Source organism: Elizabethkingia bruuniana (genome assembly GCF_002024805.1).
Taxonomy (GTDB): domain Bacteria; phylum Bacteroidota; class Bacteroidia; order Flavobacteriales; family Weeksellaceae; genus Elizabethkingia; species Elizabethkingia bruuniana.
Genome location: NZ_CP014337.1, coordinates 3,472,792 through 3,494,729 on the forward strand (window position 1 = coordinate 3,472,792; position 21,938 = coordinate 3,494,729).

Annotated in this window: 15 protein-coding genes, 2 tRNA genes and 1 rRNA gene; 10 read left to right on the top strand and 8 right to left on the bottom strand. The window is 37.3% G+C overall.

All coding sequences use genetic code 11. The annotated features are described in order from the left end of the window. Window positions 1–140 precede the first annotated feature (140 nt). The 7 genes from AYC65_RS16215 to ileS form a co-directional block, all read right to left on the bottom strand. Window positions 141–214: transfer RNA gene (locus AYC65_RS16215), tRNA-Ala, on the bottom strand. 88 nt (window positions 215–302) lie between these two features. Further along, window positions 303–376 (bottom strand) — tRNA-Ile (locus AYC65_RS16220). 205 nt (window positions 377–581) lie between these two features. Then, a 16S ribosomal RNA gene (locus AYC65_RS16225) occupies window positions 582–2,098 on the bottom strand. A gap of 688 nt (window positions 2,099–2,786) precedes the next feature. Then, window positions 2,787–3,431, bottom strand: coding sequence for a SanA/YdcF family protein (locus AYC65_RS16230; RefSeq protein WP_034869978.1), 645 nt, complete (start codon window positions 3,429–3,431; stop codon window positions 2,787–2,789). A gap of 27 nt (window positions 3,432–3,458) precedes the next feature. Next, the gene (locus tag AYC65_RS16235) at window positions 3,459–4,091 is read right to left on the bottom strand and encodes a lipoprotein signal peptidase (RefSeq protein WP_034869976.1); all 633 of its coding nucleotides are present in this window, start codon (window positions 4,089–4,091) and stop codon (window positions 3,459–3,461) included. 97 nt (window positions 4,092–4,188) lie between these two features. Beyond that, window positions 4,189–4,569, bottom strand: a complete 381-nt coding sequence (locus tag AYC65_RS16240) for a TraR/DksA family transcriptional regulator (protein WP_034869975.1) — start codon at window positions 4,567–4,569, stop codon at window positions 4,189–4,191. 83 nt (window positions 4,570–4,652) lie between these two features. Next, complete coding sequence (gene ileS, locus AYC65_RS16245) at window positions 4,653–8,039, bottom strand: isoleucine--tRNA ligase (RefSeq protein WP_034869974.1); 3,387 nt, start codon at window positions 8,037–8,039, stop codon at window positions 4,653–4,655. Window positions 8,040–8,276: 237 nt separating this feature from the next. Here ileS and topA point away from each other — a divergent pair, with 237 nt between their 5' ends. The 9 genes from topA to trpS all read left to right on the top strand — a co-directional run bounded on the left by topA (window position 8,277) and on the right by trpS (window position 19,257). Further along, window positions 8,277–10,817, top strand: a complete 2,541-nt coding sequence (gene topA / locus AYC65_RS16250) for a type I DNA topoisomerase (protein ID WP_034869972.1) — start codon at window positions 8,277–8,279, stop codon at window positions 10,815–10,817. A gap of 8 nt (window positions 10,818–10,825) precedes the next feature. Further along, window positions 10,826–11,905 (top strand): formimidoylglutamase, encoded by a 1,080-nt coding sequence (locus AYC65_RS16255; RefSeq protein WP_034869971.1) that lies wholly within the window; start codon window positions 10,826–10,828, stop codon window positions 11,903–11,905. A gap of 336 nt (window positions 11,906–12,241) precedes the next feature. Beyond that, window positions 12,242–12,997: an isoprenyl transferase gene (locus AYC65_RS16260; RefSeq protein WP_034869970.1), complete on the top strand. Its 756-nt coding sequence runs from the start codon at window positions 12,242–12,244 to the stop codon at window positions 12,995–12,997. 28 nt (window positions 12,998–13,025) lie between these two features. Continuing rightward, window positions 13,026–15,551 carry a BamA/OMP85 family outer membrane protein gene (locus AYC65_RS16265; protein WP_034869969.1) on the top strand — a complete coding sequence of 842 codons (2,526 nt, stop codon included), beginning with the start codon at window positions 13,026–13,028 and terminating at the stop codon, window positions 15,549–15,551. A 72-nt stretch (window positions 15,552–15,623) separates the two neighbouring features. Next, a complete protein-coding gene (locus tag AYC65_RS16270) occupies window positions 15,624–16,124 on the top strand; it encodes an OmpH/Skp family outer membrane protein (RefSeq protein ID WP_034869968.1) in 501 nt (166 codons plus the stop codon). A 73-nt stretch (window positions 16,125–16,197) separates the two neighbouring features. After that, window positions 16,198–16,689 (top strand): acyl-CoA thioesterase, encoded by a 492-nt coding sequence (locus AYC65_RS16275; RefSeq protein ID WP_034869967.1) that lies wholly within the window; start codon window positions 16,198–16,200, stop codon window positions 16,687–16,689. Then, window positions 16,674–17,531 carry a dTDP-4-dehydrorhamnose reductase gene (rfbD, locus tag AYC65_RS16280; protein WP_034869966.1) on the top strand — a complete coding sequence of 286 codons (858 nt, stop codon included), beginning with the start codon at window positions 16,674–16,676 and terminating at the stop codon, window positions 17,529–17,531. Before AYC65_RS16275 ends, rfbD begins: the two co-directional genes overlap by 16 nt. A gap of 2 nt (window positions 17,532–17,533) precedes the next feature. Next, entirely contained in the window at window positions 17,534–18,211 is a 678-nt protein-coding gene (locus AYC65_RS16285; protein WP_034869965.1) for a hypothetical protein, read from the top strand. Between the two features lie 80 nt (window positions 18,212–18,291). Beyond that, complete coding sequence (gene trpS / locus AYC65_RS16290) at window positions 18,292–19,257, top strand: tryptophan--tRNA ligase (protein ID WP_034869964.1); 966 nt, start codon at window positions 18,292–18,294, stop codon at window positions 19,255–19,257. A gap of 49 nt (window positions 19,258–19,306) precedes the next feature. On the opposite strand, the gene AYC65_RS16295 is transcribed toward trpS, so the two are convergent. Next, window positions 19,307–20,317: a LacI family DNA-binding transcriptional regulator gene (locus AYC65_RS16295; RefSeq protein WP_034869962.1), complete on the bottom strand. Its 1,011-nt coding sequence runs from the start codon at window positions 20,315–20,317 to the stop codon at window positions 19,307–19,309. A 166-nt stretch (window positions 20,318–20,483) separates the two neighbouring features. Between AYC65_RS16295 and AYC65_RS16300 the strand changes: the two genes are divergently transcribed. Then, window positions 20,484–21,938: a mannitol dehydrogenase family protein gene (locus AYC65_RS16300; RefSeq protein WP_034869961.1), complete on the top strand. Its 1,455-nt coding sequence runs from the start codon at window positions 20,484–20,486 to the stop codon at window positions 21,936–21,938.

Here is a 21,938-nt window from a genome sequence, read left to right on the forward strand (position 1 = left end):
CACTCAAGGAGTGCTCGGTTATCTCTTTGTGATGTCAATTTTACCGTTAATGTCAATGATCTTTAATTCTTTCTGTCTTCCTGATAAACGAATATTTGTTTTGGCTCTATTCGTATACTTGTATCAGTCCAACAAAACTGTGGAGAATAAGGGAGTCGAACCCTTGACCTCCTGCGTGCAAGGCAGGCGCTCTAGCCAGCTGAGCTAATTCCCCCTCTTAGTTAAGATGTTAGTCTTTAGTCCTTAGATTCTAGTATTAAACTAAATTCTAATTTCTTATTTCTAACCTCTAATTTAATTAGTAGTCTCGGGCAGGCTCGAACTGCCGACCTCTACATTATCAGTGTAGCGCTCTAACCAGCTGAGCTACGAGACTTCAATTTTAATTTTAAATTTTAAATCCTTAATTTTAAATTCAATCTAAAACCTATTATTTATAATCTAAAATCTCTCTATCCCTGTTACTAATCTAAGGGGTTATCTTTTTTATAGCAACCAAAGTAAAACCAAAGCTGTGCTTTGTTTAAGTAAGCAGTACATTTAAGTACCTTAATTTTGTTTATCGTCCTTTGGACGCTCTAAAATGAGATGTTCCAGCCGCACCTTCCGGTACGGCTACCTTGTTACGACTTAGCCCTAGTTACTAGTTTTACCCTAGGCAGCTCCTTTTACGGTCACCGACTTCAGGTACCCCCAGCTTCCATGGCTTGACGGGCGGTGTGTACAAGGCCCGGGAACGTATTCACCGCGCCATGGCTGATGCGCGATTACTAGCGATTCCAGCTTCATAGAGTCGAGTTGCAGACTCCAATCCGAACTGAGACCGGCTTTCGAGATTTGCATCCTATCACTAGGTAGCTGCCCTCTGTACCGGCCATTGTAGCACGTGTGTGGCCCAAGACGTAAGGGCCGTGATGATTTGACGTCATCCCCACCTTCCTCTCTACTTGCGTAGGCAGTCTCACTAGAGTCCTCAACTTAATGTTAGCAACTAGTGACAGGGGTTGCGCTCGTTGCAGGACTTAACCTAACACCTCACGGCACGAGCTGACGACAACCATGCAGCACCTTGAAAAATGTCCGAAGAAGGATCTATTTCTAAATCTGTCATTTCCCATTTAAGTCTTGGTAAGGTTCCTCGCGTATCATCGAATTAAACCACATGCTCCACCGCTTGTGCGGGCCCCCGTCAATTCCTTTGAGTTTCATTCTTGCGAACGTACTCCCCAGGTGGATTACTTATCACTTTCGCTTAGTCTCTGAATCCTAAAATCCAAAAACGAGTAATCATCGTTTACGGCGTGGACTACCAGGGTATCTAATCCTGTTCGCTCCCCACGCTTTCGTCCATCAGCGTCAGTTAAGACTTAGTGACCTGCCTTCGCAATTGGTGTTCTAAGTAATATCTATGCATTTCACCGCTACACTACTTATTCCAGCCACTTCAACCTTACTCAAGACTAACAGTATCAATGGCAGTTCGACAGTTAAGCTGTCGGATTTCACCACTGACTTATCAGTCCGCCTACGGACCCTTTAAACCCAATAAATCCGGATAACGCTTGCACCCTCCGTATTACCGCGGCTGCTGGCACGGAGTTAGCCGGTGCTTATTCATCTGGTACCTTCAGCTACTTACACGTAAGTAGGTTTATCCCCAGATAAAAGTAGTTTACAACCCATAGGGCCGTCTTCCTACACGCGGGATGGCTGGATCAGGCTTGCACCCATTGTCCAATATTCCTCACTGCTGCCTCCCGTAGGAGTCTGGTCCGTGTCTCAGTACCAGTGTGGGGGATCACCCTCTCAGGCCCCCTAAAGATCGTCGCCTTGGTGAGCCGTTACCTCACCAACTAGCTAATCTTGCGCGTGCCCATCTTTATCCACCGTAGTTTTCAATATAATCCGATGCCGAATCATATATTATAGGGTATTAATCTTCCTTTCGAAAGGCTATCCCCTTGATAAAGGCAGGTTGCACACGTGTTCCGCACCCGTACGCCGCTCTCAAGATTCCGAAGAATCTCTACCGCTCGGCTTGCATGTGTTAGGCCTCCCGCTAGCGTTCATCCTGAGCCAGGATCAAACTCTCCATTGTATGTTTGTGTTCCTTAAACTCAACTCAATTTAAAATTGACGCTTTGGTTTTTCTTACTTGGTTGTTATTTTATTTTCAATGATCTTTTATTCTTTTCGCTTTCTCCGAAATCTCTTCTGTCAGTTGTTTCAGATTTGCGAGTGCAAAGATAAAAACTTTTTCCCGATTTACAAAACTTTTTTTGAAGTTTTTTTTTCAGTCATCTTTATTAACTCTACTCTGCTCTAACAGTCCTTTTATTAACCATTTTTGCGTGGGCAAAACTAATAAATTTTATTAACATGACCAAATCTTTTTTTCTAAAAAATTTTAACCGATTTTATAGTCTCAATTATCTCCTGCTCCCCTCACAACTCTCATTGTTTAGGACTGCAAAAGTAGAAAAACTTCTACTACACACCAAACTTTATTACTCATTTTTTAACATAATATTCGTAACTATCTGACTACGGGTGAGAAAAATTTAATATTATGTTCATATTGAAAAGACTTCCCTTCTTTATATATACTCCATATATCGCTGCACACGCTTTAAAAACCAGATTCTTGTTGTCAGCATTTACTGGAATAAGCTCTTTCTAATAGCTCAGAAGCCATTTTTTTAGCTTTAGCACCTCCTTTATATATATAAGAAAAACAAAAATCCGGCTTTACACCGGATCTTATATACTATATATATGTATAATGTTTATTCAACAAAAATTTTCTCACCTCCAAATTTAGGCTGAACACTGAAAAGAAAATCCCAGAAAACTTTCGCCCTTGCAAACTTTTCACGAATCATTGTTTTGATGCCTATAGACTTATTCACATCCTGGGCGTTAAAACCAAATGCATTGATCCCATTTTCCCGTGCAATAAATACAGCTCTTTCATTATGGAATTCCTGAGAAATGATAATATACTCATGTTGTCCAAATATTTCTCTTGCTCGTATTACAGAATCTAATGTACGAAGACCTGCAAAATCCATATAGATATCAATTTCCGGAATGCCTCTTTTCAGCAATTCGTTTTTCATATCTTCTGGTTCATTATATGTTTTGCGGCTGTTATCACCGCTAGCGATAATATTTTTTATTTTACCGGCTTTATATAATTCTTCCGCAGCATCAATCCTATATTTAAAATACGGATTCATATTTCCGTTAGCCAAAAGCTTGGAAGTGCCCAGTACGAGACCAACATGTTCAATTGGTAATTTATTAGGATCCGATGTAATATAATTTTTGGTTTCGGATCCTATTTTCCAATTGGCATAAATTATAAAGGTTGCCCCAAGCAACCCTATAATAATTAAAAGTAAAAATACTCTTTTGATTAGATTATTCATATCATATAAATGATACCCATATAGTTTTTAGAAATTCAAACCATTCGGGAAAGCTTTTTTCTTAAATATTAATATAATTGCAGCTCCAACAGTAATAGCACTATCAGCAATATTGAAGACCGGTCTGAAGAATTCAAATTCTGTACCACCAATTCCGGGAACCCAGGTTGGCCAGTTGAACTTGAATAATGGAAAATAAAGCATATCGACAACACAGCCATTCATAAAGGAGGCATATCCACCGCCGCCAAGTTTTGAAAGTCCTTCATAAGGAATCCAATGTCCTACTGAAGCATTAAAGGTTGTTCCTGTATCGAAAATCAATCCATAGAACATTCCGTCTATAAGATTACCAATTGCTCCTGCAAATATCAAAGACATCGGAACTATTAAATAATTGGAAGCTCCTTCTTTTAACCATTTTTTGAACATCACTATAATTCCTATTACTAATGCAATACGAACCAGGGACAATGCATATTTACCAATCGCTCCTCCAAAGTGAAGGCCATAGGCCATTCCTGGATTTTCAACAAAAGCCAGTTTGAACCACTTAAATACGTCTACACTATGTCCTAAAGTGAAATGTGTTTTGATATAAATTTTGGAAGCCTGGTCAATGAAAAGAACCAGCAGGGTAATAAGCACAATTTTCTTCATAATTTCTGTATCATATAATTAAAATGTACAAAGCATCATGTATTTACTGAACACATTTTGCTTTGTACATTAATCAGTTACACCAATTGGTATAATTTTATCGTTGCATATTTTTAGCCTCAATACTTAAAGTAGCATGCGGAACCGCTTTCAATCTGTCTTTAGAAATAAGATTTCCGGTAACACGACATACACCATAAGTTTTGTTCTTAATACGAATTAAAGCATTTTTCAGGTCTCTGATAAACTTTTCCTGACGTGAAGCCAGAAGAGCATTCTGCTCTTTGCTCAAAGTTTCAGCTCCTTCCTCAAAAGCTTTAAATGTTGGCGAAGTATCATCTGTTCCGTTATTCCTATCATTGATGAAACTTTCACGTATAAGAGATAAATCTTTCTCGGCTTTTTCTATTTTTTCTTCAATAATTTTTCTGAATTCCTCCAAATCAGCATCGCTGTATCTTACTCTTTCCTCTGCCATAATATTTCTAATTTGATAATTGGTACTTTATATTTTGAAAAGTACTTTCTGCATAATCGCAGACAAGTACTTTTCAAACTCTTTTAATTTTTAATAATATTAATATTGAATCTATGTTCATCAATTTCTACTTCTTCCCCTGATATATTAGCCTTAACCGCTATATCATTTGCAAGAACTTCTGCGCTAATATAATCTTTATTCTTCAAGATATCTTGTAAAAATGGATTATTTTCTTCTAATTCGATAAGAATTTTGTCACTTATTTCAAAATTCTTCTCTTTTCTAAGGTTTTGTACTCTGTTAATGAATTCACGTGCAATACCTTCCGCTTTTAGATCATCTGTTAATGTAAGATCTAATGCTACTGTCAATTTTCCTTCAGAAGCCACTGTCCATCCCGGAATATCCTTTGTTAGGATCTCTACATCGTCAGTAGTTATTTCATATCCCTGAATTGTTAAACTACCTTCTTTCTCTAATGCAGCGATTTGATCATCCGAGAATGCAGAGATCTCTGCAGCTACAGTCTTCATATCTTTACCAAGCTTTGGCCCTAATGCCTTGAAGTTTGGTTTAATTTGCTTAACAATAAGATGAGAAGCCTCTTCTGCATTAATCAACTGAAGCTCTTTCACATTTACTTCTTGTTTGATAAGCTCAGACACTGCATTGATTTGCTCTCCGGTAGCAGCATCTAAAACAGGAATCATAACCTTTTGTAACGGTTGACGTACTTTGATATTTTCTTTTTTTCTCAGAGAGAATACCATAGAGGTTATCTGCTGTGCAAGATGAGTCTTTTCTACTAAAGAGTAGTCGATCTTATTTTCATCAACAACAGGGAAATCTGTTAAATGTACAGATCCTGTTAATTCTTTTTGTGTTGCATTGTTCAGATCCTGATACAATTGATCCATAAAGAATGGTGCAATTGGGGCGGAGATTTTAGCAATTGTTTCCAGACAGGTATATAAAGTCTGATATGCAGAAATCTTGTCTTCAGTATAATCTCCTTTCCAGAAACGTCTTCTGCACAAACGTACATACCAGTTGGAAAGATTGTCATTAACAAAAGTATTGATTGCTCTTGCTACTTTTGTTGGTTCATAATCTTCATAGAAAGACTTCACCTCTTTTACCAGAAGATTAAGTTCAGACAAAATCCATCTGTCGATTTCCGGACGATTTTCTACATCTGCCTCTTCATATCTAAATCCATCTACATTAGCATACAACGCAAAGAAAGAATAGGTATTGTATAATGTTCCGAAGAATTTTCTTCTTACCTCATCTATTCCGTCTAGGTCAAACTTAAGGTTCTCCCAAGGCATCGCATTGGAAATCATATACCAACGGGTAGCATCTGGTCCGTATGTTTCTAAGGTTTTGAAAGGATCAATTGCATTTCCTAAACGCTTAGACATTTTTTGTCCGTTTTTATCTAACACCAATCCGTTAGACATTACATTTTTGTAGGCTACAGAATCGAAAACTGCTGTTCCGATTGCATGCAACGTATAAAACCATCCTCTTGTCTGGTCTACACCTTCTGCAATAAAGTCCGCAGGGAAAGCTTTTCTTTCATCTATCAGCTCTTTATTCTCGAAAGGATAATGTAATTGTGCATATGGCATTGATCCTGAATCGAACCATACATCGATAAGGTCAGATTCTCTCTTCATTGGTTTTCCTGAAGCAGAAACCAAAATAATCTGATCTACAATATTTTTATGTAAATCTACTTTAGCATAGTTAGCTTCATCCATGTTTCCAACTTCAAAGCCCTCGTAAGGATTGGAAGTCATAAACCCGGCATCGATAGATTTCTGAATTTCCTGCATCAATTCTTCAACCGAACCTATGATCAGCTCTTCTCTCAGGTCTTCGGTTCTCCATATTGGCAATGGAATACCCCAGTAACGTGAACGGGAAAGGTTCCAGTCGTTTACATTTTCTAACCAGTTTGCAAAACGTCCTTCTCCGGTAGCCTTTGGCTTCCAGTTAATTTCTTTATTCAGGTTTACCAAACGGTCTTTTACAGCCGTCATTTTTACAAACCATGAATCCAGCGGATAATAAAGAACTGGTTTATCTGTTCTCCAGCAGTGTGGATAACTGTGTACATATTTTTCTACTTTGAAGGCTTTGTTTTCAGTCTTCAATAAAATTGCTAATTCAACATCCCAAGACTTTTCAGGTGCCTGGCCATTGTCATAGTATTCGTTCTTAATGTATTTACCTGCAAATAGTTCAGGAACATTTTCTCCATGGATAAAACGTCCTTGCAAATCTACCAACGGGATAAGGTTTCCGTTTTCATCCTTTACCAACATTGGCGGGATATCATTTTCTTTGGATACACGAGCATCATCCGCACCAAATGTAGGTGCCGTGTGCACTACCCCAGTTCCGTCTTCGGTAGTTACAAAGTCTCCGATAATTACACGGAATGCTTTTTCAGCATTTTCCTCTGGAGTAAACCATTGTACAAGCTGCTCATAGTGTGAACCTGCCAGTTGTTCTCCAGTAAATTCTTTTAATATTCTGTAGGGAATAACTTTGCTTTCCGGTGTGTAATTAGCAAAATCTTCATCCGTTCCTTCAGCATATTTTTTACCAAAGTTCTTTTCTAAAAGAACTCTTGCCAATACTACATTGATTGGTTCAAACGTATACTGATTGAAGGTTTTAACAACTACATACTCGATATCTCTTCCAATTGTTAAAGCAGTATTCGAAGGTAATGTCCACGGTGTAGTTGTCCATGCAAGGATATCTACATTTCCGTCTATATCGTTAAATAGATCTGAGCTTTCTTTTTTAACTCTGAATTGCGCTACGATTGTTGTATCGGAAACATCGCGGTAAGTTCCAGGCTGATTTAATTCGTGTGAAGAAAGCCCTGTTCCTGCTGCCGGTGAGTATGGCTGTATTGTATATCCTTTATACAATAATTCTTTGTTGTAAAGTTGCTTCAATAGCCACCATACAGTTTCCATATATTTTGGCTCGTAGGTAATATAAGGATTCTCCAGATCTACCCAATAACCAATTTTTTCAGTAAGCTTATTCCATGCATCTGTATAACGCATTACCGCTTCACGACAAGCTTTGTTATAATCCTCAACACTAATTTTCTTACCAATATCTTCTTTTGTGATGCCTAATTCTTTTTCAACACCAAGTTCAATCGGAAGTCCGTGAGTATCCCAGCCGGCTTTACGAAAAACCTGCTTACCATTCTGAGTCTGGAAACGGCAGAAAATATCCTTAATACTTCTGGCCATAACGTGGTGAATACCCGGCATCCCATTTGCAGATGGCGGACCTTCATAGAAAACATACTCGGGGCTACCCTGGCGATTTTCTACACTTTTTTCGAAAGTATCGTTCTCTTCCCAGAATTTCAATACATTTTCGGCAGAACCGATAAGATCTAAGTTTTTATACTCGGTAAACTTCTTCATGTGACGTTAAAAAATATTTCTAGTCCTTTATAAATTAAGATTGCGAATATAAAAAAAATTGTCGAATTTATCCTATATTAAGAAAGCTTAAATCTATTGAAATTTAAGCTTTTAAATATTAAGCATTCTTCTTTTTAGGAATAGGCAATAACACAGCTTGTTGTCTAAATAGAAAATTTGAATGATAAAGAAAAATTTGATTTTCAAAATAAATCCTAATTTTGCAAAAAATTTTCTATGTCGAAAAATCTCGTAATTGTGGAGTCCCCTGCGAAGGCTAAGACGATACAGAAGTATCTTGGTAATGACTTTGAAGTAACCTCTAGTATGGGACACATCCGTGATCTTCCTAAAAAAGGCATGGGTATTAACCTTGAAACATTTACTCCTGATTACGAAGTTTCTCCGGATAAGAAGAAGCTCGTTACAGAGCTTAAGTCTTTAGCAAAAAAAGCCGATATGGTATGGCTGGCTTCCGATGAAGACCGCGAGGGGGAAGCTATTGCATGGCATCTGGCGGAGGAATTAAAATTAAAAGAAGATAAAACTAAAAGAATTGTATTTCATGAGATTACTAAGAATGCAATTCTTAAAGCTATAGAGAATCCGAGAAAAATAGACAATAATCTTGTCAATGCTCAACAGGCAAGAAGAGTACTGGATAGAATTGTAGGTTTTGAAATGTCTCCTGTTTTATGGAAAAAAGTAAAACCAGGCCTTTCTGCAGGACGTGTACAGTCGGTAGCCGTACGTCTTGTTGTTGAAAGGGAAAAAGAAATCCACGGATTCCAGTCTCAGGCTTCTTATAAAGTAGAAGGAACTTTTCTTAATGATGAGAAGAAAGAAATTTTAGCAAAACTAAAAAAGGACTTCTCTACAGAACAAGAAGCTGAGTCTTTCCTTAACCAATGCAGTACTGCGGACTTCAAAGTTTTAAATGTAGAAAAAAAACCGGGGCAACGTTCTGCTTCAGCTCCGTTTACCACTTCTACTCTACAGCAGGAAGCTTCAAACAGATTAGGATATTCCGTAACTTCTACGATGCGCGTTGCGCAACGTCTGTACGAAGAAGGTTACATTACCTATATGAGAACGGACAGCGTTAACCTTTCTCAGGAGGCTATTAATTCGGCAAAAGCAACTATTACAAAAGAATTCGGTGAGGAATATTCTGCACCGAGAAACTATACTACTAAGAACGCATCTGCCCAGGAAGCACACGAAGCAATTCGTCCTACCGATTTTGGTGTAAAAGCAGTAGGAGATGCACAGCTTAACAAATTATACCAACTGATATATAAAAGAGCAATGGCAAGTCAGATGGCCAATGCTAAAATTGAGAAAACAGTAATTGAAATAGGAAACCAGAAACTTCCGCAACATTTTGAAGCAACTGGTGAAGTGATTATTTTCGATGGTTTCTTAAAAGTATATGGTATTACTAAAAATGATGAGGAAGATGATGAGAACGACGATAAACTTCTGCCAAAAGTGAATATTGGTGAGGCTCTTAAATACAAAAAAATCATTGCTACCGAGAAATACACAAAAGCTCCTGCAAGATTTACAGAAGCATCGCTGGTAAGAAAACTGGAAGAACTGGGAATCGGAAGACCTTCTACTTATGCTCCAACTATCCAGACGATTCAGAATCGTGAATATGTGGACAAGAGAGAAATTATGGCTAAGGAACGTGAAATCGTTCAGCTTACTTTAACTTCTTCTCTGAAAAAAGAAACACTTACAGAAAAGTATGGTGCTGATAAGAACAAATTTTTACCAACTGATATAGGCGTTGTTGTTAATGACTTCCTTGTTAATAACTTCAACGAAGTTCTTGATTACGGATTTACAGCTCGCGTTGAGGAAGCTTTCGATATTATTGCGGAAGGAAACAGAGCATGGAAAGATGTAATGACTGAATTCTATGGAAAATTCCACCCAAGAATTGCTGATGTAGAAGAAAATGCTGACAGAGCAAACGGTGACCGTGTGCTGGGAGTAGATCCTAAAACGGGCAAAAATGTACATGCAAGAATCGGAAGATTTGGTGCTATGATCCAAATCGGAGAGACAGATGATGAAGAGAAACCAATCTTTGCTTCTCTGATGCCGAATCAGAATATCACTACAATTACTTTTGAGGAAGCAATGGAGCTTTTCAAAATACCTTTTAATCTTAACGACTACGAAGGTAAAGAAGTTGTGGTGGGTGTTGGACGTTTTGGACCTTATATCAAATGGGGAGAAGCTTATATCAGCATTCCTAAAACCGAAGACCCCCTGTCTGTAGATAATGACAGAGCTATCGAGATTATAGAGGAAAAGAAGAGAGCTGATGCTCCTATCGCAACTTACAAAGGAGAACCAGTAACAAAAGGAACCGGAAGATTCGGACCTTTCATAAAATATAAGGACATCTTTGTAAATGTTCCGAAGAAATATGATTTTAATAATCTTTCTCAAAGTGACATCAACGAACTAATTGATGCCAAACTGGAAAAAGAAGCGAACAGATATATTCAGCAATGGGAGGACCAGAAGGTTTCTCTTGAAAACGGAAGATGGGGACCTTTCATTCGTTTTGGAAAGAAAATGCTAAAAATCCCATTGAAAGGAAAAGGAGAAAAATATACTGCTGAAGATTTGCAGGATATTTCCTTCGATGAAGTAAAGAAATGGATCATTGCTCAGGATGAAACTGCTTTTAAAGAAAAACCAAAAGCAAAAAAAGCACCTGCCAAGAAAGCTGCTGCTAAAAAACCTTCTAAAAAATAAGGTTAGTCATGAATATTGAAGATCTTCTTATTCCTGCTCCTAATATCCCTACTGAAAAGTGGCAATTAGGAGCAATGATAAAACCAGAAATCAAAGAAGGAGGTATTGCTCTTATTTTCTGTTCTGATGAAAGAGGCGCTGGCGGAACAGCAACTCCGAAAAACTTCACAGAGGTAAGAAAACAATTATACCAACTATCCCGACATGATTGGGAAGTTCCTATTGCGGATCTTGGAGATTTTATTTCCGGTAAAACTCCTGAAAACACTCATTTTGCATTACAGGAACTCCTTACCTATTGTTTACGCAAGCATGTTCTTCCAATTGTTATAGGAGGTTCTAATGATATATCTTACTCAATATTCTCAGCCATTAACCATATTTATAAAAATCTGACTTATGTACAGATTAATAATATGCTTAGTCTGGACCACTCTGATGAAACCTTAACAGAAAAGAATTTCTTGGCTAAGATTCTTAGCTCCGAAACTAATCCTGTAGGAAAGTATCATCACCTTGGCTTCCAGAAGCACTCTAATGAATATGATGCTGTGAAGCTGATGAATGAAGTAAACTTTGACATTATCAGACTTGCGGAGATGATGAATTCTACAGAACCTATTGAACCATACTTCCGAAAAGCGGATCTGGTTACGATTAGTTGTAATGCTGTAGAAAGTATTGCTGAGCCTTTTTCAGTCCAGCCACAGGTTAACGGATTAAACAGAAGAGAGATTTGTGCCTATATGAAAGAAGCAGGTTTGTCTGAAAACCTCAAGTCCATAGGTATCTTCAATTATCAAACATCTTCTAAAAATTATCTGAACCAACAACTATTGGCTCAAATGATATGGTACCTTTTGGAGGGAATTAATATTCAGAGGAGCCATCCTAAAGAAAGAGAATACGAAACATTCTGGATTATGATCGGCGATCATGAGGTTGCTTTTAAACGCGATACCTTTAGTAATCTATGGTATTTTGGAAAGAGCCCAAATATTGCAGAATGTCTGCCTTGCGCAAAATCTGACTTTGAAAATGCCAAGGCCGGACATCTTAATAACAGGCTACTAAGATTTGAAGAATAGGCCAAAGTTATATAAGGAAAATATGTTCTACTTGGAAAAAGCTTTTTTTCTAAAAATACGTTAATAATTGCTGAAAATTAATGGATTATTTAACTAAACATTATGAATATTCCTAATATAAATTTGTTTTATATTTGCACCATTGATATTATAAATAATTATTCTACGGAATAGTAAATAACAGAATGAAGCAACTACAATATTCTATTTTATCCTTTATCAGTTCTCTTACCGGAACGGGTAGAATTTTGCTGCCGCAATTTTCCGGTTATAATAGTCTAAAGTATTCTGTTATTCGCTCAATACAAAAGCCACAGGACTACCGCAATTAATGTTATGGAAGAATTGAAGTCGAAAATTGATATGACAAAACTGCCGAAACACGTTGCCATTATTATGGATGGTAATGGTCGTTGGGCTAAATCTCGTGGTGAGGAAAGGACTTATGGACACCGCAGTGCAATACAATCTGTACGCAATGCCATCAATGCCTGTAATGAAATTCACATTCCTTATTTAACGCTATATACCTTTTCCACAGAAAACTGGAACCGCCCGGAAGATGAAGTATCTACCCTGATGTCTCTTCTTTCGGAAACATTATTAAATGAAGCGGATGAGATATACACAAAAGGATTACGCCTGAAAGTAATTGGTGATGTTTCCAAAATGCCGGAAATGGTAAGGGAACAATTACAAAATGTAATGAATCTAACCGAAAACAACAAAGGCGGAACTTTGGTATTGGCATTAAATTATGGATCTCAGGATGAAATTATTCATGCTGTAAAATCTATTGCCAAAGATGCTAAAGACGGAAAGATAAATCCTGAAGACATCAATAACCAATTATTCGAAAGCCATCTTTATACAAAGGATATGCCTCCTGTGGATCTTATGATAAGAACGAGCGGAGAAATTCGTATTAGTAATTTCTTGTTATGGCAGATTGCTTATGCGGAATTACAATTCCTGGATATTTTCTGGCCAGACTTTACCAAGGATGATTTCTTCAACTGTATTCTTAACTATCAGGATAAGGAGCGCAGATATGGAAAAACTAGTGAACAAATAGAAGCTGATAAAGCTTAGAGTATATATAAGAAAAGATACATTAAAAATGAAGTTTAGATCGTTACCGATATTCCTTTTCATTGCTTCTGCTCATTTTTATGGGCAGGTGACGCCTCCGCAAACAACGCAGGACAGTGAAGCAGTTGCTCAGCATGAGGGCACTTATGTTCTGAAAGATATTGTAGTAGATGGTGTTAAAAAATACACACCTGAGCAAATTTTACGCTTTACAGGTCTTGTAAAAGGTGAATCTGTTGAAATTCCCGGACAAAGACTGAGTACAGCTATCAAAAAACTTTGGGATAGCCAATATTTTTCAGAGGTCGAAGTATACGTACAGAGCATTGAAGGGCAAAACATTGTCTTAAAATTCTCTCTTCAGGATTTAAAGGAGCTTGGTGAAGTAAAATTTACCGGAAAGGGGATCAAGAAATCTAAAAACGAAAAACTTATTAAGGATAATAACCTGAAGCCTGGTATGAAAATTACCGAGAACCTGGTTACAAATCTAAAACATAATGTACCTCAGCAATACATTACAAAAGGATTCCCGGATGCTAAGATTACCATTGAAGATAAAATCAATGCAAAAGATCCTAGCCTTATCGACTGGACCATTAATGTAGATAAAGGAAAACGTGTTAAGATAGACCGTATAGATTTTGAAGGAAACAGCAGTGTTTCTGCATCTAAACTTCGTAAAAACGGTTTTAAAAATACGAAGCAAAAAAGATTCCTTCTTGGTTTGCTTAAGCCTTCAAAATTCATCAAAGATAAATATGATGAAGATAAGAAAACTCTTGTAGACTACTACAACTCTTTAGGGTTTAGAGATATGAGAGTCGTATCCGATTCTGTTACACGTAATAATAAAGGATACAACATCAAAGTAAAAGTAGATGAAGGTAAAAAATACTATATCGGAGATATTACATTCGTAGGAAATACGGTATTCTCTACTGAAGCTTTGACAAAACTTCTTGGTTACAAAAAAGGTGATATTTACGATTCCGTAGGTTTCAAGAAAAAAGTAGGTGAAGAAGGTGGTAAAGAAGATAATTCTGATATCGCTTCATCTTATATGGATAGTGGTTACCTTTTCTCTAATGTAAACGCAGTAGAGAAATCTATTAAGAACGATACCATCAGTATGGAGGTTCGTATCCACGAGGGTACAAAAGCAACATGGAATCGTGTAACATGGGGCGGAAACGTTACTACACATGACCATGTTATCTTAAGATCATTAAGAACACGTCCTGGAGATTTATTCTCTAAGGCAAATATTAAAAGAACCTATTTCGACCTTGCGGGGATGTCTTACTTCGACCCTCAGCAAATCGGACAGGATATTAAACCTAATGCAGTAGACAATACAGCAGATATTCACTGGACTGTAGTAGAGAAAGGATCTTCTCAGGTTCAGGTTCAGGCAGGTTATGGTGGTAACTCTTTCATCGGAACCTTAGGTCTTACATTCAACAACTTCTCTTTGAAAAACTTCTTGAGATTGAAAGACTTCAGACCAGTTCCTCAAGGTGACGGACAAATCCTTTCATTACAGGCACAGGCAGGTCAGTACTTCCAGAACTATAGCATTTCCTTTACTGAACCTTGGTTATTTGGTACAAAACCTACAGCATTATCAGTTGGTTTCAACTATTCCAGAGTTAAATATACGGACCAATATGGTGCTGCTCAGAAGTTGAATATATTCTCTGCTAACGCAGGTCTGAACAGATTACTTCGTTGGCCGGATGACTACTTCTCTTTATACACTGGTTTATCATACCAGCGATATGAGTTTAACAATTATCCGTTCCAGTTTGGTACTGAAACTCTATATAATGGGGAAGCGAACAACTTTGCTGTTAACATAGGTATCTCCAGAAATGCAGCAGGTCCGGATCCATTCTTTAAAACGTCTGGTTCTGACTTTGAGATTTCAGCGAAGCTTACGCCGCCATATTCTTTATTCGCTAAGAAAGATTACAACAATATGTCAGCCATTAGCAAGTACAGATGGTTGGAATTCTATAAAATTAAACTAAAAGCTGACTCTTATAACCAGATTATTGGTAAATTAGTGCTAAGAAGTTCTATCGAAATGGGATTCCTGGATGGTTATAACAAACAATTGGGAGCTCCACCATTCGAAAGATTCTATATGGGTGGTGTAGGACTATTTAACGGACGTTTCGACGGACGTGAACTTATTCCACTTCGAGGTTATGAAGATGCATCTTCTACCGGAGGTACTAACCAGGATATTACACCATATGGAGGGGGTACAATCTATAACCGTATTAACTTCGAGTTAAGATACCCAATCTCTATGTCACAAACAGCGAAGATTTATGCATTAACCTTCCTGGAAGGGGGTAATACATGGCAAGGATGGGGTAGTTATAACCCATTCCAGCTGAAGAGATCTGCCGGTATAGGTATCAGAGTTTATATGGGAGCGTTTGGTCTTATTGGATTTGACTTTGCTTACGGATTCGATAAAACAATCGGAGGAACTCAGCCAAACGGATGGAAGACTCACTTCTTAATGAACCAACAACTGTAAAACTATTTAGGTATAGTTTTTGATAAAAAACAAGGAATTAAATTAAAAACAAATTAAATTTTAGATTATACTATGAAAAGATTAAGCGTATTATTCGCAGCGGTATTAATGATGGTGTCTTTCACTGTTATCAAAGCTCAGAAATTAGCTCACGCTGATATTGCTGGAATTCTTACAGCAATGCCGGAAATGAAAAAGGCTAACGAACAACTTGAAGCTCTTGGAAAAATGAAGCAAGCTGAGCTTGGTAAATTACAACAAGCTTTAGAAACAAAAGCACAAGGTTACCAACAAGAAGCTGCAAAACAAACAGCACAAGTAAATCAGCAAAGACAAGCTGAATTGCAAAAAGAAGGAGAAAATCTTCAGAAAATGAACCAGGCTGCACAAAAAGACGTTGCTGATAAGCAAGAAGCTCTTTATGCTCCAATCGATAAAAAACTTAACGATGCTATTACCGCTGTGGCTAAAGCTAAAGGTTTAGAATATGTATTTGATGCTAACGGTCAAGGTTTAGTATACAAAGGAGGTGCAGATGTAACTGCTGATATCAAAAAGCAATTAGGTCTTTAATAAGCTCTTAAAGTATCATAAATAAAACCACCCTTTGCGGTGGTTTTTTTATTTTTGTAACTGATAAAAATTTATGAAAGGAGAAACAACTACACAAACCAAAATACGCTTTAACGATTGTGACCCTATAGGCCATCTTAATAATGTAAAATATCTTGATTATATGCTTAATGCCCGTGAAGATCACGTGGTAGAAACTTATGGCTTCACTTACGAAGAGCATATCCGCCTTACAGGCTGTACATGGGTAGCTATCCAGAATCAGATCGCATATTTAAAAGAAGTACGTCCTAATACACTTGTAAACATCAGCAGCAAAATTATAAAACTGGGAGAAAGAACTTCTGTAGTGGAAATTTTGATGAGAGATGAAAAAAATGAAGCTATACATGCTGTACTATGGACAACTGCTATTTACTTTAGCATGAAGGAAAGGAGATCTGTACCCCACTCTCCGGAACTAATGGAGTTTTTCAAAGACTTTTGGGTAGAAATTCCTGAACAACACTTCGAACAAAGAACAGAATCTTTAAGAAAAGAAAATAAACAATGGAGAAAATCTTAGTAACAGGCGGGAACGGCCAGCTTGGAAACTGTCTAAAAAAATTAGAGGAACAATATTCTGATTACGAATTCTTGTTCACCTCATCTTCCGAATTAGATATAACAAATGAAGGTTCTGTAAAAAAAGTCTTTGAAGATTTTCAGCCACAATATTGTATCAACGCTTCTGCGTATACAGCTGTTGACCTTGCCGAAACTGAAAAAGAAAAGGCATATGCAGTTAACGCCTATGGTGTAGAAAATCTGGCAAAAGTATCAGCAGAAAACAATGCTATCTTTATACATGTATCAACAGATTATGTATTCGATGGTCTAACTAATCTTGCCTATACAGAAGATGACTTTACTGATCCTATCGGGGTGTATGGAAACTCCAAAAGAGAAGGTGAAATTCTGGCATTGGAAGCTAACCCTAATACCATTATTCTTCGTACTTCATGGTTGTACTCAGAATTTAATAAGAACTTTGTAAAGACAATGCTTAACCTTTTCGGTACTAAAGAAGAGTTGGGGATTGTTGCAGATCAGTACGGACAGCCAACTAATGCTGCTGACCTTGCAGAAGCTATTATGACAATCATAAGTACTCCAAAGAAAATTTTCGGCATTTACCACTTCTCCAACTACGGTGAAACCACATGGTATGATTTCGCTGCTAAAATTGCTGAATTATCAGGCTCTTCTATCCGATTAAAACCTTTGACCACTGCGGAATATCCAACACCTGCAAAAAGACCGGAAAGAAGTACAATGTGTTTAGACAAAATAGAACAGGATTATAAAATAACTCCGGAGTACTGGGAAAACAGTCTGGAAGAGTGTATTAATATTTTACAGAAATAATTATGAAGCAGTTTCTTTTTATATTTTCTATCCTCTCTTTTACAATTATAGGAGCACAATCAGTTACCATTTCCAAGATGGCTAACATTCATGAAAATAAAGACAAACATCTTTATAAAATTGAAGATATCAGCAAGGCAGAATATCTGGGCGAAATTGAAATAGGAGGCTTTAGCAATGATGATGCATTGATGTTTAGTAATATCTATTCCAGAGCAAAGAAAATGGGGGCTAATGCATTTAAGCTAAGACCTATTGAAACTATAGACGGAAAATTGGAACCTTTTGATCCGAACCATTATTTCCTGAGTGTTTATTACGTGCCTTCTGAATCTGCAGAGAAAGAAGAAAACAACATTGCTTTCCTTATCGGCAGTCCGACAACTTCTCAAAAGATCGGTGTAAACCAGGAGAAAATTACAATTCCGGAACGTTCTTTTAAAAAGATCAAATTAAATCCCGGAGAGATCTATACCATTTCTACATTAAAGTTCCTGGGATCGTCTATAAAGCTTACGGCTTCGGATAATGAAAATACTAATTACTTTCAGGTCTCAGGTTTCAAAGTGAAGTCTAATCCATACGGACAGGCAGGAATTAACCTGAAATCCGGAGACATTATACGATTGGAAAAATCTTACGGGATGTTTCTTACCACTATTTATCAGGAAATAAAGTAGCAAATAAATTTTCTTATCGCACTAAAACCCTGTAAATTTGCATATCAAGAGATATAAATCTTAATTTATAATATAAATATATGAGAATTCTAACCGGAATACAAGCAACAGGAACGCCCCATTTGGGAAACCTTTTAGGAGCCATTATTCCTGCTATCGAATTGGCAAAAAAACCCGAAAATGATTCGTTATTTTTCATCGCCAATTTGCACACATTAACGCAGATAAAAGATGCAGCACAGCTAAGACAAAACACTTACGAGATTGCAGCTGCGTGGCTTGCTTGTGGTTTAGATACTGAAAAAACAATCTTTTACAGACAAAGTGATATTCCTGAAACATGTGAATTGACATGGTACCTGGATTGCTTTTTCCCTTTCCAAAGATTAACATTAGCTCACTCTTTTAAAGATAAAGCAGACAGACTTCAGGATGTAAATGCGGGACTATTCAACTACCCTATTCTGATGGCTGCAGATATATTATTATATGATGCCGAAGTTGTACCAGTAGGTAAAGATCAGTTACAACATCTTGAAATTACAAGAGACGTTGCAGAGAAGTTCAACAGACAAATGGGAGAAGTATTTGTACTACCTGGCGCAGAAATTCAGGAAAGTACCAAGTATGTTCCCGGAACCGATGGTCACAAGATGAGTAAGTCCAGAGGAAACATCATCAATATCTTCCTGCCAGAAAAAGAGCTAAAAAAACAGGTTATGTCTATTGAATCGGATAGCAAAAGTCTTGAAGAACCAAAAGATCCTGAAACGGATAAGACATTTACAATCTATGCTCTTATTGCTACTCCGGAACAAACCGAAGCTCTACGCGAGAAATATCTTGCCGGAAATTATGGATATGGACATGCTAAAACAGAACTTCTAAATCTAATTCTGGAACGTTTTGCAAAAGAAAGAGAACTTTTCAGTTACTATATGTCCCACCTGGATGAACTGGAAGAAAAGCTGCAACAAGGTGCTGCAAAAGCAAGAGTTATTGCCCGTACAACACTAGACAAAACAAGAAAAGCTTTAGGGTATTAATACCTATGAAAAGAATAAAAAAACTCATAAGTTTGACTTGTGAGTTTTTTTATTTACCTGTTGAAGCTCTGTAAACTAATTCGGCATCCATCATTACAGTTCTGCTTAATGCTGAATTATCTTTTATTCTTTCCAGAATTAATCCTGCTGCCTCCTCTCCCATTTCTGTTAGTGGCTGCTCCACACTGGTTAACTGTGGATATACAATTGTTGCTAGTTCTGTTCCCGAGAAACTGGCAACAGCAACATCATCCGGAATCTTCATCCCCTGTTCCAACAGATAGTTCATCGCCCCAATAGCCAATGTATCAGTAAAAGCAAAAATACTGTCAAATTCAATTTCTCTATCCAACAATTGTTTGGCTGCATTCCGCCCATGCTCAAACATCATTCCTTCAGGTTTTATGAGTAATTCCGGATCATAAATATTATACTTTGTCAGGATCCGTTTATAGCCGGAAATTCTTTCAACAGCATTCCGTATAGTGTCTGGACCAGTAATATGAACAATTCTTTTTCTCCCGGTACTTACTAAGTGTTCTGTCATCAAAGAAGCTTTAAGCTGGTCGTTTACCATTACTTTAGAAGCATCCAGAGAATTATCCGGAATCCTGTCAAAAAAGACCACAGGAGTTCCCCTTTCTATGATTTGCTGGTATATATCTTTATTATAATTTTCATGACACGGATTAATAATAATCCCATCCACATTAAACTCTTCCAATAAAAGAAGATTTTTTCTTTCGATTAAAGGATTTTCATCTGACTGTGTAATAATTACCCTATACCCCAACGGATATAAAATATTCTGAATACCGCGAAGCACTTTTGAAGAAAAAGGGGTTGTCATCTCCGGAACAACAAAACCAATACTTTTAGATTGTCCATATCTAAGGTTAAGTGCTGCAGGATTGGGCTTATATCCTAATTCCTGAGCTGCTGCCAATATCTTTTCTCTCGTTTCCGGATGAACGTTCTTATCATTCATTAAAGCTCTGGATATCGTGGATTTAGATATCGAAAGGTGTTTAGACAAGTCTTTAATGGTGATACGTTTCATAAGCTGATGATTACATTTTAATCAAAAATAATAAAAACAATTATTCCCGGGAACGTTCCCTGAATTTTGGGAACGTTCCCATATACTTTTTTTAAGTACAAATGATTTAGCAACAAACTTATTGTCCTAAACTTGAGATACTTAAGTTAAAAAAATCAATGTAATTATGAAAGTATCAGATTATTATTACAACCGTAAAGCTATCCAAACAGGTATTTTACATATCGGCGTTGGCAACTTTCATCGTGCCCATCAGGCATTCTATACAAATCAGCTGCTAAAGGATGAAGACCAATATTCCTGGGGGATATGTGGTGCCTGTTTATTACCTTCTGATGAAAAAATCGTCAATAATCTAAAATCACAAGATCTGGAGTATACTTTAACAGTATGCGGAAGAGATGACAAAGACGAAGTTTATAAAATCGGGGCTATAAACGACCTCATCTGGGCAGTAGAAGCTCCACAGGATTTACTAAATAAAATAGCTGACAGCAACACCAGAATCATTACACTAACAATCACTGAAGGTGGCTATAATCTGGATAAAGCGACAAACGAGTTTATACTGAATAATGAAAGTATACAACACGACCTGAAGAATCCTGAATTTCCGACTACTGTTTTCGGTTTCATTGCCGAAGGTCTTCGTCTGCGAAAAATTAAGGGTAATGGTAGCATTACCATTCTATCCTGTGATAACCTTCAGCATAATGGTAATACTGCCCGAAATGCATTTACCACATTTATTGCCGCCTTGGATGAAGATTTGACAGAATGGGTCCAGGAAAATGTAACATTCCCGAATAGCATGGTCGACAGAATAACTCCAGTAACTACTCCAGAAGATATAAAAAGACTGAACGAAAAAAGCGGTATCACCGACAAAGCCCCTGTATATTGTGAGGATTTTGTTCAGTGGGTTATAGAAGACAACTTCATTGCCGGAAGGCCTGCTTGGGAAAGAGTTGGTGTTACTTTTACAAAAGATGTAACAGCTTACGAAAATATGAAGTTGAGTTTGCTTAATGCCTCTCATACCCTGCTATCCTATCCTTCATTTTTAGCCGGATACCGCAAAGTAGACGAAGCCATACATGACAAAGATATTGTAAGCTTTATCCGCAGTTTTATGGATATTGATATTACGCCTCATGTTCCGGCTCCGGAAGGTGTAGATCTGGACGAATATAAACAAACTTTAATCGAAAGATTTGCCAATAGTTCTGTAAGTGATCAGATCAGCAGATTATGCTCTGATGGCATCTCAAAATTCCCCGTTTATATAATGCCTAATCTAATTAAAATGATTAATAGCAAACAGGATCTTTCCCGAATAGCTTTTCTTATCGCAGCTTACAGGCATTACCTGAAGTACAAAGTAGACGACAATGGTTTATCTTATGAAATCGCAGAACCCTGGATCACTCCGGAAGATCAGGAACTCATCTCCAGCGATAATCTTCTTGACTTTTTGAATATTTCTGCATTCAGAAGTATCAACCTTGATACTGTAAACATTTTTACCACACCATATATATCCTTTACAGAAAGGATCAAAAACGAAGGGATCAAACCTGTGCTACAATCCATTATTGTTCAACCTAAGATAAGCTCATAA

Bases quoted from the DNA above. Each gene is read 5' to 3' on its own strand.
- AYC65_RS16230 (WP_034869978.1), bottom strand. From the start codon at position 3,431: ATGAATAATCTAATCAAAAGAGTATTTTTACTTTTAATTATTATAGGG.
- AYC65_RS16235 (WP_034869976.1), bottom strand. From the start codon at position 4,091: ATGAAGAAAATTGTGCTTATTACCCTGCTGGTTCTTTTCATTGACCAG.
- AYC65_RS16240 (WP_034869975.1), bottom strand. From the start codon at position 4,569: ATGGCAGAGGAAAGAGTAAGATACAGCGATGCTGATTTGGAGGAATTC.
- ileS (WP_034869974.1), bottom strand. From the start codon at position 8,039: ATGAAGAAGTTTACCGAGTATAAAAACTTAGATCTTATCGGTTCTGCC.
- topA (WP_034869972.1), top strand. From the start codon at position 8,277: ATGTCGAAAAATCTCGTAATTGTGGAGTCCCCTGCGAAGGCTAAGACG.
- AYC65_RS16255 (WP_034869971.1), top strand. From the start codon at position 10,826: ATGAATATTGAAGATCTTCTTATTCCTGCTCCTAATATCCCTACTGAA.
- AYC65_RS16260 (WP_034869970.1), top strand. From the start codon at position 12,242: ATGGAAGAATTGAAGTCGAAAATTGATATGACAAAACTGCCGAAACAC.
- AYC65_RS16265 (WP_034869969.1), top strand. From the start codon at position 13,026: ATGAAGTTTAGATCGTTACCGATATTCCTTTTCATTGCTTCTGCTCAT.
- AYC65_RS16270 (WP_034869968.1), top strand. From the start codon at position 15,624: ATGAAAAGATTAAGCGTATTATTCGCAGCGGTATTAATGATGGTGTCT.
- AYC65_RS16275 (WP_034869967.1), top strand. From the start codon at position 16,198: ATGAAAGGAGAAACAACTACACAAACCAAAATACGCTTTAACGATTGT.
- rfbD (WP_034869966.1), top strand. From the start codon at position 16,674: ATGGAGAAAATCTTAGTAACAGGCGGGAACGGCCAGCTTGGAAACTGT.
- AYC65_RS16285 (WP_034869965.1), top strand. From the start codon at position 17,534: ATGAAGCAGTTTCTTTTTATATTTTCTATCCTCTCTTTTACAATTATA.
- trpS (WP_034869964.1), top strand. From the start codon at position 18,292: ATGAGAATTCTAACCGGAATACAAGCAACAGGAACGCCCCATTTGGGA.
- AYC65_RS16295 (WP_034869962.1), bottom strand. From the start codon at position 20,317: ATGAAACGTATCACCATTAAAGACTTGTCTAAACACCTTTCGATATCT.
- AYC65_RS16300 (WP_034869961.1), top strand. From the start codon at position 20,484: ATGAAAGTATCAGATTATTATTACAACCGTAAAGCTATCCAAACAGGT.